14 protein-coding genes and 1 tRNA gene are annotated in these 13,762 nt (G+C 69.0%); 7 read left to right on the top strand and 8 right to left on the bottom strand.

The genetic code is table 11. The annotated features are described in order from the left end of the window. Window positions 1–21 precede the first annotated feature (21 nt). Window positions 22–95, bottom strand: a tRNA-Gly gene (locus ACQQ2N_RS14235). 280 nt (window positions 96–375) lie between these two features. Between ACQQ2N_RS14235 and ACQQ2N_RS14230 the strand changes: the two genes are divergently transcribed. From ACQQ2N_RS14230 to ACQQ2N_RS14210, 5 genes are all read left to right on the top strand, one after another. Further along, window positions 376–2,730: a DUF6600 domain-containing protein gene (locus tag ACQQ2N_RS14230; RefSeq protein WP_440222241.1), complete on the top strand. Its 2,355-nt coding sequence runs from the start codon at window positions 376–378 to the stop codon at window positions 2,728–2,730. 107 nt (window positions 2,731–2,837) lie between these two features. Continuing rightward, window positions 2,838–3,038: a sulfur carrier protein ThiS gene (gene thiS / locus ACQQ2N_RS14225; RefSeq protein ID WP_440222240.1), complete on the top strand. Its 201-nt coding sequence runs from the start codon at window positions 2,838–2,840 to the stop codon at window positions 3,036–3,038. Between the two features lie 56 nt (window positions 3,039–3,094). Beyond that, window positions 3,095–3,901, top strand: a complete 807-nt coding sequence (locus tag ACQQ2N_RS14220) for a thiazole synthase (RefSeq protein ID WP_440222239.1) — start codon at window positions 3,095–3,097, stop codon at window positions 3,899–3,901. A 4-nt stretch (window positions 3,902–3,905) separates the two neighbouring features. Beyond that, on the top strand, window positions 3,906–4,625 hold the full coding sequence (trmB, locus tag ACQQ2N_RS14215) for a tRNA (guanosine(46)-N7)-methyltransferase TrmB (RefSeq protein WP_440222238.1): 720 nt from the start codon (window positions 3,906–3,908) through the stop codon (window positions 4,623–4,625). Window positions 4,626–4,694: 69 nt separating this feature from the next. Beyond that, window positions 4,695–6,542 carry an SLC13 family permease gene (locus tag ACQQ2N_RS14210; RefSeq protein WP_440222237.1) on the top strand — a complete coding sequence of 616 codons (1,848 nt, stop codon included), beginning with the start codon at window positions 4,695–4,697 and terminating at the stop codon, window positions 6,540–6,542. Window positions 6,543–7,189: 647 nt separating this feature from the next. Here ACQQ2N_RS14210 and ACQQ2N_RS14205 read toward each other — a convergent pair. From ACQQ2N_RS14205 to ACQQ2N_RS14175, 7 genes are all read right to left on the bottom strand, one after another. Further along, a complete protein-coding gene (locus ACQQ2N_RS14205; protein ID WP_440222236.1) occupies window positions 7,190–8,914 on the bottom strand; it encodes a TonB family protein in 1,725 nt (574 codons plus the stop codon). Continuing rightward, window positions 8,911–9,309, bottom strand: coding sequence for a BlaI/MecI/CopY family transcriptional regulator (locus tag ACQQ2N_RS14200; protein ID WP_440222235.1), 399 nt, complete (start codon window positions 9,307–9,309; stop codon window positions 8,911–8,913). The genes ACQQ2N_RS14205 and ACQQ2N_RS14200 overlap by 4 nt, the downstream gene beginning before the upstream one ends. Window positions 9,310–9,380: 71 nt before the next feature. Next, a complete protein-coding gene (locus ACQQ2N_RS14195; RefSeq protein WP_440222234.1) occupies window positions 9,381–9,857 on the bottom strand; it encodes a hypothetical protein in 477 nt (158 codons plus the stop codon). A 286-nt stretch (window positions 9,858–10,143) separates the two neighbouring features. Next, window positions 10,144–10,707 (bottom strand): hypothetical protein, encoded by a 564-nt coding sequence (locus ACQQ2N_RS14190; RefSeq protein ID WP_440222233.1) that lies wholly within the window; start codon window positions 10,705–10,707, stop codon window positions 10,144–10,146. A gap of 83 nt (window positions 10,708–10,790) precedes the next feature. Continuing rightward, the gene (locus ACQQ2N_RS14185) at window positions 10,791–11,192 is read right to left on the bottom strand and encodes a hypothetical protein (RefSeq protein WP_440222232.1); all 402 of its coding nucleotides are present in this window, start codon (window positions 11,190–11,192) and stop codon (window positions 10,791–10,793) included. Window positions 11,193–11,445: 253 nt separating this feature from the next. Continuing rightward, window positions 11,446–11,970, bottom strand: coding sequence for a hypothetical protein (locus tag ACQQ2N_RS14180; RefSeq protein ID WP_440222231.1), 525 nt, complete (start codon window positions 11,968–11,970; stop codon window positions 11,446–11,448). Next, window positions 11,967–12,305, bottom strand: a complete 339-nt coding sequence (locus ACQQ2N_RS14175; RefSeq protein WP_440222230.1) for a Rieske (2Fe-2S) protein — start codon at window positions 12,303–12,305, stop codon at window positions 11,967–11,969. The genes ACQQ2N_RS14180 and ACQQ2N_RS14175 overlap by 4 nt, the downstream gene beginning before the upstream one ends. Before the next feature lie 116 nt (window positions 12,306–12,421). On the opposite strand from ACQQ2N_RS14175, the gene ACQQ2N_RS14170 reads away from it, so the two are divergent. Further along, window positions 12,422–12,715: a hypothetical protein gene (locus ACQQ2N_RS14170; protein WP_440222229.1), complete on the top strand. Its 294-nt coding sequence runs from the start codon at window positions 12,422–12,424 to the stop codon at window positions 12,713–12,715. Between the two features lie 117 nt (window positions 12,716–12,832). After that, window positions 12,833–13,747, top strand: coding sequence for a drug/metabolite exporter YedA (yedA, locus tag ACQQ2N_RS14165; RefSeq protein ID WP_440222228.1), 915 nt, complete (start codon window positions 12,833–12,835; stop codon window positions 13,745–13,747). Window positions 13,748–13,762: the final 15 nt, after the last annotated feature.

The following is a 13,762-nucleotide window of genomic DNA, read 5'->3' as shown; positions in this document are numbered from 1 at the left end:
CGGGAAAGGAGGCAAGCCGGGTGGAGCGGGTGAAGGGAATCGAACCCTCGTCAGTAGCTTGGGAAGCTACAGCTCTACCATTGAGCTACACCCGCGCGGCTTGCAGGCGCGGCAAGAGTAAGCGGCGCCGCGCGGCGCGGCAAGCGCGCATGCACACGGCTTGCCACTAACGCGTTCCGAACCTTCGTAAGTCCGTGTAAACCCTTGTTTGGACGGGTTCGCGGAAGGCATGCATTCAGCCGTCGTACGCTGATATACGCCTGCGTTCAACCGTCCGGGATCCATCGCTTCGGGTAGCGTCACCGGCCGTGTCGAGCAACGCGTCTATGGAGAACGATCATGGCTTTTCGTCCACGAGCTCTCTCAATCGGTTGGGTGGCTGGACTGGCGCTCGCGCTGTGCGCGGGCACGGCGGCTGCGGATCCGCCGGGAAGGGTCGCGCGACTCAGTTACCTCGGCGGCAACGTGAGCTTCCAGCCTGCCGGTGTCGATGAATGGACAGAGGCGAGCCTCAACCGCCCGCTGTCGACCGGTGACGGCCTCTACGCCGACCGCAACAGCCGCGTCGAGCTCGAAGTCGGCGCCGCCACGCTGCGCCTCGACGAGCGCAGTGCGTTCAACGTGCTCAACCTCGACGACGACTTCATGCAGGTCGAACTCACCGAGGGCGTGCTCAACCTTCGCGTGCACCGCATCTTCCAGGGCCAGACCTACGAGATCGACACGCCGACGCTCGCGTTCGTGATCGACGAGCCGGGCCAGTACCGTGTCGACATCGCGCCGGACGGCGCATCGACCATGGTGACCGTGTTCGACGGCCGCGGTGATGTCTACGGCGAGAACAACGCGAGCTACGCCGTGCGCGGTGGACAGTCGTATCGCTTCAACGACTCCTCGCTGCGCGACTACGAGATCTTCGACCTGCCGCGCGAGGACGACTTCGACCGCTGGTGCTACGAGCGCGACGAGCGCTACGAGCGCTCCGAGTCGCGTCGCTACGTGTCCGAGGAGATCATCGGCTACTCCGATCTCGACCGTCATGGCAGCTGGCGCACCGTCGACACCTACGGCAGCGTGTGGTTTCCGTCGAGCGTCGCGGCCGACTGGGCCCCGTACCGCTCGGGCCGCTGGAGCTGGATCGATCCGTGGGGCTGGACCTGGGTCGACACCGCGCCGTGGGGCTTCGCGCCGTACCACTACGGCCGCTGGACCTACGTGAGCAACCGTTGGGGCTGGGTGCCGGGCCCGCGTCATGTGCGCCCGGTCTATGCGCCCGCGCTCGTCGCGTTCGTCGGCGGTCGCAACTTCAGCGTCGGCGTGTCGATCGGCGGCGGCGGCCCGGTGGGCTGGTTCCCGCTCGGCCCGCGCGACGTCTATGTGCCGTGGTACCGCGGTTCGCGCGACTACTTCACCAACATCAACGTGCGCAACACGACCATCATCAACAACACCTACATCACCAACGTCTACGGCGACTATTCGGCCGGGCGTCCGATCAACAACTTCCGCTACACGTACCGCGACAACGATCGTGCCTACACGGCGATCCCGCGTGATGCGTTCGTGCAGTCGCGTGCCGTCAATGCCGCTCGCATGCAGGTCGACCGCCAGATGTTCGCGCGCGGCGACGTGATCAGCCGCGTCGACGTGGCACCGGTGCGCGCGAGCTTCGTCGGTCGCGCCGAAGGTGGTCGCGCAGCCGTGCGCCCCCCCTCGGGGCTCGCGCAGCGCCAGGTCATCGCGCGTGCCGAACCGCCGCCGCGCGTCGCCCCCGTGCAGACGCGCCTCGGCGCGATCGAGCGCAACGGCAACCAGCCGCTCGCGGTGAGCGAGATGCGCCAGCTCGGCAACCGCGGCGCTGCCGCCTCGCAACCGGGGCGCGTATCGAACGAGCGCGTGCGCGTGGTCGGCCGCGGTGGCGAACCCGGCGCGGCGCCTCAACCGTTGCCGAACCGTGCCGCCGTGTCACGCGGCGACGGTGAGCGCCCCGGCGTGGAATCGCGCGTGACGCGCGCCGCACCCGGTGCATCGCCCGAGCGTACCTCGCCAGCGCAGCGCGGCGTGACGCGCGAAACGGCACCGTCGCGCGTCGGCAATGCCGGTGCGGCGCCGAACGAGCGTGCCCTGCCTTCGTCTCGCTTCGCGCCCGAGCGTGGCAACGCACGCCAGGTCTCGCCCGGTTCGTCGACGCCGGAGCGGTCCGCATCGCCCTCGCGCAGCCCGGTCGAACGCACGACTCCGATCCAGCGGCAGGAGATCGAACGCGGCGCGCCTGGCCAGCGCCAGTCCGTCGAGCGAAGCGCACCGACGCAGCGGCAATCGATCGAGCGCAGCGCGCCGCAGCAGGCGGCACCGGCCCAGCGCGTGCAGCGCGAGGCCACTCAGCAGCGCCAGTCGTTCGAGCGCAGCGCGCCGCAGCAGGCGGCACCGGCCCAGCGCGTGCAGCGCGAGGCCCCGCAGCAGCGCCAGTCGTTCGAACGCAGCGCGCCGCAGCAGGCGGCTCCGGTCCAGCGCGTGCAGCGCGAGGCTCCGCAGCAGCGCCAGTCGTTCGAACGCAGCGCGCCGCAGCAGGCGGCTCCGGTTCAGCGCGTGCAGCGCGAAGCGCCTCAGCAACGCCAGGCCGCTCCGCAGGCACAGCCGCAGCAACAGCAACAGCAACAACGTTCGGCGCCGAATCGCCAGGGCAACAACGAGGAGCGCAGCGAGCGCAAGCGTCGGGACGAGCGCTGAGTCCGCGTCATCCGCAAGGACCCGGAACCGCCGCGCACCGCGCGGCGGTTTCGTTTCCGCGGTCCGCAACGGTGCCGATGCAGGCCCGGCGCGGCTAGAATAGGCGCATGGAAATCGTTCTCAACGGTGAACGCCGCGTCGTCGACGGCACGGCCACGGTACGCGACATGCTCGACGCCACGGGTTTCGGCGAGCGCCGCGTCGCCGTCGAGGTGAACCGCGAGATCGTGCCGCGCAGCGAGCACGCGACGCGCCGGCTCGCCGACGGCGACCGCGTCGAGATCGTCCACGCGATCGGCGGCGGATGAGCGGCCCCACCGCGACGCCTGCCGATTTTCTCCACGACTGCGAACCGATCGACACGATGACATCGACACCCGACTCCCCTTCCACCGACGATACGCTCGTCATCGCCGGCCGCGCCTACCGCTCGCGCCTGCTGACCGGTACCGGCAAATTCAAGGATCTCGACGAAACCCGTGCCGCGACCGAAGCGGCCGGTGCCGAGATCGTCACGGTCGCAATCCGCCGCACCAACATCGGCCAGGATCCGTCCCAGCCGAGCCTTCTCGACGTGCTGCCGCCTTCGCGCTACACGATGCTGCCGAACACGGCCGGCTGCTACACGGCCGACGACGCCGTGCGCACGCTGCGCCTCGCACGCGAGCTGCTCGACGGCCACAAGCTCGTCAAGCTCGAGGTGCTCGGCGACGAGCGGACACTGTTCCCCGACGTGGTGCAGACGCTCGAGGCCGCCGAACGCCTCGTCGCCGACGGCTTCGACGTGATGGTCTACACCTCGGACGACCCGATCCTCGCGCGTCGCCTCGAGGCGATCGGCTGCGTCGCGATCATGCCGCTGGCCGCACCGATCGGCTCCGGCCTCGGCATCCAGAACCGCTGGAACCTGCTCGAGATCATCGACAACGCGAAGGTGCCCGTGCTCGTCGATGCCGGTGTCGGCACGGCCTCGGATGCCGCGATCGCGATGGAACTCGGCTGCGACGGCGTGCTCATGAACACCGCGATCGCGGGGGCGCGCGAACCCGTGCTCATGGCGCACGCGATGAAGCTCGCCGTCGAAGCCGGCCGAGCGGCGTTCCGCGCAGGCCGTATCCCGCGCAAGCGCTACGCGTCCGCATCGAGTCCGATCGACGGCCTCGTGGGCTGACGCGATGACCGATCCGCGCCACGCCGACCGCAGCGACGACGACGTTCCGCACGGCGACCGCCGCGTACGCAGCTTCGTGCTGCGCCAGGGCCGCATCACGCCCGCGCAGCAACGTGCCTTCGACGCCCATTGGGCGCGCTACGGCCTCGACCCGGTCGACACGACGCGCGATCTCGCCGTGACGTTCGCACGCCCCGCACCGGTGGTCGTCGAGATCGGGTTCGGCAACGGCGAGCAGCTGCTGCATGCGGCCGTCCACGAGGCGGATCGCAATTTCATCGGCATCGAGGTGCACAGCCCCGGCGTCGGCAGACTCATGAACGGCCTCGCGCTCGCCGGCGTCGACAATGCGCGGGTCGCGCGCCACGACGCCGTCGAGGTCCTCGAGCGCGAGATCGCGCCGGGCGCACTCGACGAAGTGCGCATCTATTTCCCCGATCCATGGCCGAAGAAGCGCCATCACAAGCGTCGCCTCGTGCAGCCCGCATTCGTGGATCTGCTGGCTTCGCGCGTACGCGCGGGCGGCCTGCTGCACCTCGCCACCGACTGGGAGGAATACGCGCAGCACATGCTCGAGGTCGTCGATGCGAGCCCGTCGTGGCGCAACCGCGCCGGTGCGGGCGGCTTCTGCGAACGCCCCGCATGGCGCATCAACACGCACTTCGAGAAGCGCGGCGAACGCCTCGGCCACGGCAGCTGGGACCTCATCCTTGAACGCTGCTGAGCCCGTGCGGCAAGTCCCGTCCACGCGCGATCGCGCGCGCCCTCCGGAGCGCTGACCGACGCCATGGACATGAGCCTGACCCTGACGACCGAGATGATCCTCGTCCTGGGCCTGCTCGCGTTCACCGTGCTCATGCTCGTGCTCGAGTGGATCCGCGCCGACCTCGTCGCGCTGCTCGTCATCGTCGTCATCGGCGTCACCCGCCTCATGCCGATGGACCAGCTGTTCGACGGCTTCGCCGGCAATGCCGTCATGTCGCTGATCGCGGTCATGATCATGGGCGCGGGGCTGGACCGGACCGGCGTGCTCGGCAAGGCGGCGTCGTTCATCCTGCGCCTCTCGGGCGGCATCGAAGCACGCGTGTCCGGCCTCATGAACACGATGGTCGGCAGCATGTCCGCATTCATGCAGAGCCAGGCCCTCGCAACGTTGTTCATGCCGGTCGCGAGCCGCATCAGTTCGCGCACGGGCATCCCGCTCAAGCGGCTGCTGCTGCCGATGGCGTTCTGCATCCTGTGCGGAACGAACATCACGATGATCTCGAACTCGCCGCTGATCCTGCTCAACGACCTGATCGCGAGCGCGAACCGCAACCTGCCACCCGGCGCACAGAGCATCGAGGCGTTCCCGCTGTTCTCGATCGCACCGGTCGGCATCCCGCTGCTGATCGTCGGCCTCGTCTACTTCGCGTTCCTGACGCCGCGCCTGTGGCCCAGCGAGGAGGAACGCCAGAAGGTGACGCCGGGCCGCACCGAGACCTACTTCGCCGAGATGTACGGCATCGACGGCGAGGTGGTCGAACTCGTCGTGACCGCCGAGAGCCCGCTCGTCGGCATGAGCGTGGGCGAAGCCGAGCAACTGCATGGCGCGCCGCTGATCCTCGCGCTCAAGACCGGCAACGAGGCCCGTCTCGCACCGCCCGGCGACCAGATGATCTGGGTCGGCAGCGTGCTCGGCGTGCTCGGCAAGCGCGAGGCGGTCAACGAGTTCGCGAACAACCAGCTGTGTCGCGTGCAGCCGCGCCTGCGCAACTTCGGCGACATGTTCAATCCGACGCGCGCAGGCATCGCCGAAGCCGTGATCCCGCCCAATTCCCGCTGGATCAAGCAGGTGATCGGCGACCTGCGCATGCGCAAGCGCTTCGGCATCAGCGTGCTCGCGGTCACGCGCGGCGAGGAAGTGTTCCGCGAGGACGTGAGGCAGGTCGCGTTGCGTCCCGGCGACACGCTCGTGCTTCACGGCCTGTGGCGCGATCTCGCGCTGGCCGCCGAGTCGCGCGACTTCGTCGTCGTCACCGACTTTCCGCAGGACGAGCAGCGCCCGAGCAAGATCTGGCATGCCGTGTTCTTCTTCGGGCTCGCGATGGCACTCGGCCTGTTCGCGAACATCCCGCTCGCGCTGGCGATGCTCGTCGGCGCGGTCGGCATGCTGCTGGCGGGCGTCCTCAGCATGGACGAGGCCTATCACGCCATCAACTGGAAGACGATCTTCATCCTCGCCTGCCTGATCCCGCTGGGTGCGGCGATGGACGCGACCGCCGCCGCGGCCTGGCTCGCGCAGGAAGTCATGGTCTACTTCGGCGGCTTGCCGCAGTGGGTACTGCAGGCCTGCATCGCGATCCTCGCGCTCGGTTTCTCGCAGGTCATCTCGAACGTCGGCGCGACGGTCATGATGGTGCCGATGGCGATCAACATCGCGCTCGCCTCGGGCGGCAACCCGGCCGCCTACGCGCTGATCGTCGCGATCTCGACCTCGAACACGTTCGTGCTGCCGAGCGCCAATCCGGTGCTGCTCGTCGTCGCCGGTCCCGGCGGCTACCGCAAGCGCGATTTCCTGCGCGTCGGCCTGCCGCTGACCGTGCTGATCCTCGTGACGACGCTCGTCGCCGTGAACATGGTGTTCGGCAACGCGGGCTGAGACGCTGCCACGGCGACCGCGGCCCTGTGCGCACGCTTGTGCACCACGTCAACACGGGCTTCAGAACATGTTCCGCGGACGCGAGGCTCGCCGACGCGCGCGCCTGCCCGTTCTCCGGGCAGGTGTCCTTGCTCCGACCGAGGATTTCATGCGGGTGAAGCCCGGCGACACGTGCGGCCGAGCGGGTGCGCCCCGCGCGTGAACAGCGATCGGCCCACCACTGGCGACACCCGTCAACGGGCGGTTGACGGCCCACACCGGGATCCTGCGACACGACCTCGACGACGGGAAACGAGACCTGCCGCGAGCACCGGATCGTCGAGTGCGAATGCGAGCGAGCGCCATGTTGCGGGACGTGCAAGGCGCTCGCCTGCCCCGGCGTCGTGCCGTCGGCGGCGACGGGAACGGCACCGCGCAGCGCGACGGAGTCGCGTCGAGACCACGACCGCGTCATGCAGCGACGTCGGTCGATCTCGAGGTCACAAGGACAAGACTGCCAGCGCGGCACCTGCCGCGCCCATGCGGCGCCTCGAACGGTGGATCACGGGCCGTCTGCAGAGATGCCCGGGCATACGGCCGGATCGCGACACGGCGAACCGGCGATCAAGCGCCCACCGTCACGCCGCGAGTCGGCCGTAGCGGACCGATCAGTTGACGCGGTCGAGCACGACGTTCGTGGCCGACGCGATCGGCGGCGCAGCTGCAGGTGTCGGCATCGGGCGGGATTCGGTCAGCACGCTCACGCCGCGCGGCGCACGGCAGATGTGCGAGCCGGTGCCGCGTGCACAGTTCGCCTCGTCCGAACCACGATCCGTCGCGAGGGCGTCCACGAATACGAAATCCTGCCGGTAGCGCTCGCCACGCACGACACTGCGCGGCTCGAAACGCCATTCGCGCAGCGCGCGACGCGCCGCCACCGTGAACGCGCCGAGTGCGTCGCCGGCCACGACGGTGATGTCGCGGACGTTGCCGGTGCCGTCGACCGCGAATTCGAACTCGACGTGCCCGCGTGAGCGCGCATTGATCACGTCCGGATAGCGCGGATCGACGCGATGCACGAGCGCGGGGCTGCGCCCCCCCTGCGGAAGAGACGGCAGGACGGGCACGTCGGCGGGCGCGAATCCGACATCGGCGGCAGGCGCGAGGTCGAGCTCGTGGCGTGCGAACGCCGGACGCGAGGGCAGCGCCAGATCCTGCGCGACCGATGCCGGGGCATCGTCCACGACCGGTTCCTGCGCGGCGATCGACGGCATCGACAAGGCGGACCATGCGACGGCTGCGGGCACGACGGTCGCGCGCTCGAACACCGCGTGCGGAAGTGCGGGACGGACACGTTCGACCTGCCATGCCGTGATCGCCTCGTCTTCGGCCGGTGCGAAGACGATGCCGGCAGAGGCCACCGCGAGTGCCGACGCACCGATCCAAGCGAGCGGGACGCCACGGCGTTCCTTGCGCTTTTCCGGCAGGCCGACGATGCGGCGTACGCGGTCGACGAGCACGCCACCGGTCGCGGCCACGGCGAGCTGCGGCGCCAGCTGGCGAAGGTTCTCGAGCGCCGCGAGCGTGCGCGCGTACTCGCGTGGTTCGCCGCGCGTCAGGCGCAGGACGAGGTCGTCGCAGCAGATCTCGCGGGAGTGGCGCACGTCACGCGAGATCCAGTGCACCACGGGGTGATAGAAGAGAAGCGTCTCGACGACGACCTGGGCCAGATTGACCCAATGGTCGTAGCGCCGGAGGTGGCCGAGCTCGTGCGCGAGGATCAACTCGAGCTGGTGCCGCGGGAAGCCGAGCACGACGGCGGTCGGCAGCAGCACGACCGGATTCAGCCAGCCGACCAGGGTCGGCGTGTCGATATACGAGGAAACCAGCACGCGCACGCGCGCGAAACCACCGAAACGGGCGCGCAGCCCGTCGAACAGCGCGTCGACGTCGGCGTGGCGCTCGGCGAAGCGGCGCACGATCACGTCGAGTTCGCGCCACTGGCGCAGGGCGCGCGTCGCCATGACGCCCACGCCCGCGAACCATGCCGCGACGAGCCACGGCATCAGCAACGACCACGAGGACGACACGGACGATGCGGCGGCATCGAGCCGACGCGATGCGACGACAACGGTGGAATCCGCCGTCGTCGATGCGGCGTCCACGATCACGAACGGCTCCACGATCGCTAGCGTCGTCACGATCGGGCAGGCCACGAGCATGGCCAGGGCGGCGAGCCCGAGTGCGTGCCGCACGCCGCTGCGCGCGCGCGGGACCCAGGCGCGCAGCACGCCGAATGCGGCTCCCACCAGGAGTCCCTGCCACAGGAAATGCACGAGGCTCCAGCCCAGTGCCTCGACCCATGGCCACGCCGCCGCGACGATGCCGTTCATGGGATGTCCGACTCCAGCCGATCGAGCAAGGCGCGGATCTCGTCGAGCTCTTCGCGACTCGCGTGGGGTGAGCCGCCGAGCGCCTGCAGGACGAGCTGCGACGACGAGCCGTTGAATACGCGCTGGACGATGTCGCTGACGAACTTCTGCTGCGTCGATTCGCGCGATATCGCCGCGTTGTACACGTGGGCACGCTGCGAGTCGTCGCGCAAGACGAGCCCCTTCGCGTGCATGACCTGCAACATCTTCAAGGCGGTCGTGTAACCCGACCCGTCGTCCCGGTAGAGCGATTCGTGGACATCCCGCACGGTGCTCTCGCCGCGTTCCCAGAGCACGTTGAGGATGCCCAGTTCCGCTTCGGTCGGTTTCTGTGGCTCAGCGTGTCGATGTCGCATCGCTTCTCCCCGGCCGTCCTCGGTCGTCGACGGCCCCGCCGCGCATACGATACGCGGCGAGGCCTGCCGTGTCAGTCACGTCCGCCCACGGCGCCGGTGTAGTTGTTGCGCAGGTCCTTCTTGGCCTCGTCCTGGCGCGCGCGGCGCTCGGCAACGGTCATGCAGACCTTCTCGGTACGGTTGCTGCCGAGCTTGCGGACCTGCTCGCACACGAGGCGGTCGTCCTCGCGCCCGCTGAGGATCGCGTTGATCTCCTCGGAGGCGTTGACGAGCTTGACCTCGTCGGACTTCTTGAACGACTTGCCCTCGGCACGGTTGTCATAAAGCTTCTGCAGCACGTCGAGCTGCCTGCCCACGCGCGTCTGGCCTTCGGTCGAGACCTTCGCGTACTGGCCACCCGGCTGCATGTCCTGGCGGATCTGCGCGGCCTGCTGACGGAACTCGGAAGCCGACGTGGCGGAAAGGCTCAGCGGTTCGGCAGCGACGGCCAGACCGCTGGCGAGGATCGAGGAAAACACGAGGCCCGAGAGCCAGTTGCGAACGACCATGGGACACACTCTCCTGCATTCGACTGCGTGCACCGGCATGCCGGTGATGGTGATGGGGATGGCGAACGAAGCGCGCGATCCTTTCGCCCCGTGCACAGGAGCCCGAGGCTCCTGATGCACGGCCCCGGACATCCTGTCGGGGAAGGCGTCGTCATGCTGCGGGACGTCGGGGCCAACCTTAGAACGGTGGTGCGGAACCTGTCAACGATGGTTTTCGTACGTTATGGCTCGTCCCGCCCGTGTCCCCACGCCGGGTCGCGAACGCGACATGTACGGAGGCGCGGGCTCACTGCACGCGCCGCCGCGCGTCACGCAGCCCGTCGACGCCGCCGAAGCAACGACTTCCCGTGTACTCGCAGGGGTACTGGCCTTCCGCATTTGGCTTCGGCGAGTACCAGCGGTGCATCTCCTTCTGGCTGCCGAGCGCGGCGAGCCGACGCTGCCTCACCGTGGCGCAATACTTCTCGATGCGGTTGCTGCCGGCTTTCTTCACCTGCTCGCAGACGATGCGATCCTCGCCGTCCTTGCCGAGCACGACGTTGATGATCTCGCTCGCATTGATCGCAGCGATCGTCGCGGGTGGCGTGTCGACGCGCCTGCCCGCCTCGTGCCTGGCATACAGCGCCTCGAGACGTTCGAGTTGCGCGATGACGATGCCCTTCTCGTGTTCGGGCAGCGAGGCGTAGCGGCCGTCGCGCATCGCCGTGCGCAGCGCTTCGGCCTGGCCGCGGAATTCCTCCGCGCTGCGCGCGGACAACGGGAACGGATCGGATGACACGGGATCGGCGTACGCCCACCGGGCCGTCACGCCCAAGGCGACGACGAACATGATCGTGACGATGCGGTACATGAGCGGATCTCCCTGCGTTGCGCGATGTCCGGGCACGAGCGCTCGCCTCGCGCGTGGCGCGGCGCCCGCGGAAGACGGGGATGTCAGGGGACGCGGCCCTGCGTCCGGCGCAGGCCGTCGAGGCCACCGAGGCATCGCGACGTCGCGAGTTCGCAGCCGGCACTCGGACTCGGCCGGTACCAACGGCGCAGTTCCTTCTGTGCGCCCAGCGCGATCAGGCGGCGTTCGCGCGTGGTTGCGCAGTACTTCTCGATGCGGTTGCTGCCGGCCTTCTTGACCTGCTCGCAGACGAGGCGGTCGTCCGCGTCGTCGGCGAGCACGCCGTTGATGATCTCGGACGCGTTGACGACCGCGATGCCGTGCGGAATCGTGTCGACGCGTTCACGACGCTCGTGCTTGTCGTAGATCGCCTGAAGGCGTGCGAGCTGGGCGTGGACGATCGCCTTGTCCCGGTCGGACAGCCCCGTGTATCGGCCGGTGTCCATCTCGTCGCGAAGGGCGTCCGCCTGTTCGCGGAATTCGGCCGCGCTGTGCGCCGAAAGTTCGAACGGATCCTTCCCGGCCTCTTGTGCGAAAGCCGGCATGGCGGTCATTGCCATGGCCAGGCATGCCACGAGGATCCGGCAGCTCCGATTGCGGTATCCCATGACTGCGCACTCCCTGCATCGTCGGTAGGCCGACGCTACGCCCGGGAGGTGAAGGTGTCAACGAAAATCTTCGTACGTTGATCGTCGTGAATCAGTAGCCGCTTCCGACGTCGCGCGATCGCACGTGCTCTCCGAGCGCACTCTGGTTCTCGCGCCGCTGCTGCTCCCTCTGCGCGGCCGTCATGCAGATCTTCGAACGACGATGGCTGCCCGTCTGCGTGACGAACTCGCAGACGATGCGATCGCCGTCGTTGCGCAACAGGATCGCGTTGATCTCTTCCTGCGCGTTCATGGCCGCGATGCGGTCGGTTTCGTTGAAGGCACCGCCGCCTCCGCGCGCGTCGAACAGCGACTGCATCGTGATCAGCAAGGCCTCGACGCGTCCTTTCTCGCGTGACGCGATGCCGGCATGCCGCCCGCCTTCGCCCATCGACGCACGGATGCGGTCCGCCTCGGCACGAAAATCGGCGGGCGTCTCCACGCTGACCTTGAACTGGAGCTCGTCGAGGCTCTGCGCGGTGGCGTGCGTCGAGGCGCCGCCCGCGAGGACGCTCGCCGCGAGCACGGCCGCCAGGCAGGCATGCCTGCGAAGCAGCGTGTCGATACGCGTGTTCATGCCGCCTCCTTGAGCCTGACCCAGCCATCCACGACGTCGACGGGCACGGCGAACAATCCGCTCCGGCATGGGCCGCCCAGGCAGGCGCCGGTATCCACTGCGAAGCTCGCGCCGTGTGCCGCGCAGATGATGCGGCGATCCTTGACGAGGAAGCGACCGGGTACGTAATCGAGTGCGCGGCCCGCGTGCGGGCATTCGTTGTGGTACGCGAACACGGCGGCGCCTTCGCGCAGCAGCACGAGGTCGAAACCACCTGTCGCGGAGTCCACGCGGACGGCGTGGGCGCCCGCGTCGGGAATGTCCTCGACACGGCAGAGCGGGGAAACGTCGGTCATGGAAACCACTTGTACCGGAAGACGATAGCCCCAAGAATAACTGTCCGGCACGTCCCGACGAAGCCGGTCCGCCCTGCGCGGACGATCCTCCACGACGCCGGAGCACGAGGCCTGCCATGATCCACGCCTATTTCCGCCCTCGCCTGCGCCATCCGCTGGCCCGCCTCGTCGGCGGCATCCTCGGCCTGCTCGTGGTCGCCGCACTGTTCGCGCTCGGCGTCTTCGCGATCGCCGCGCTCGTCGTCGGCGCGATCGTGCTCATGATCGTCAACGCGTTCCGCAAGCCGCGCGTCGGACCGTCGGCATCGCCGCAGGGCAAGCCCGAGGCGCCGCGCGAGGCGCGCATGGAAGCGATCGACGGCGAGTTCACCGTGATCTCTCACGAACCGACCTCGCAGACGCGCCGCTGATCCACCTCGCGGTGGCCCCACCACCTTGACCGGTGGTGGATCTGCCCGCACCACGCTCCACCCCTCACGCTTCCGTTTCCGGGCGTCCCGTGACGCCCTCCTGCCCGGTCGATCCCGATGAACCGCCCTTCCGGTGCGCAAGGCGCACCGTCCGAGCCCTCGCGCCATGCCCGTCTGCTCGTCCCGCTCTCCCTGCTCGCGCTCTACCTGATCTGGGGATCGACCTATCTCGCGATCCGCATCGCGCTCGAGAGCTGGCCGCCGTTCCTCATGGCAGCGCTGCGCTTTCTCGTCGCCGGCGCGGTGCTGTACGCGTTCCTGCGCTGGCGCGGCATGGCCGCGCCGACGCGCGCGCAGTGGGTCAATGCGACGATCACGGGCACGCTGCTGCTCGGCCTCGGCAACGGCCTCGTCTGCTACGCCGAACAGTCGGTGTCGTCGGGCCTCGCCGCGGTCGCGGTCGCCTGCATGCCCTTGTTCGCGGCGGTGTTCGGCGGCCTCTACGGGCAATGGCCGCGGCGCATCGAGTGGATCGGCCTCGTCGTCGGTTTCGGCGGCGTCGTGCTGCTCAACCTCGGCTCGGGCATGAGCGGCTCGCCGCTCGGCGCGATCGCGCTGACCACGGCGGCGATCGCGTGGGCGTTCGGTTCGGTGTGGAGCCGCCGCCGCGACATGCCGCCCGCGGCGATGAACACGGCCGCGCAGATGCTCGGCGGCAGCGTGGCCCTCGTGATCGCGACGCTGGCGACCGGCGAGCGCTTTCCCGCCGCGCCGACGCCCGCGGCATGGTTCGCACTCGGCTACCTCGCCGTGTTCGGCTCGATCATCGCGTTCACCGCGTACCTCTACCTGCTCAACACGGTGCGCCCGCTGCTCGCGACGAGCTACGCCTATGTCAATCCGCCCGTCGCGGTGCTGCTCGGCGCGCTCGTCGCCGGCGAAACCGTGCATGTCTCGGACATCGTCGCGATGGCCGTGATCCTGGCCGGCGTCGCACTGATCACGCTGACACGCAACCGCGCGAAGGCCTGAGGCCTTCGCGCGGAA

It is taken from the genome of Dokdonella aquatica, from assembly GCF_051987395.1.
Classification (GTDB): domain Bacteria; phylum Pseudomonadota; class Gammaproteobacteria; order Xanthomonadales; family Rhodanobacteraceae; genus Dokdonella.
The sequence above is the reverse complement of the archived record's forward strand: the minus strand, read 5'-3'. Positions and strand labels throughout refer to the sequence as shown.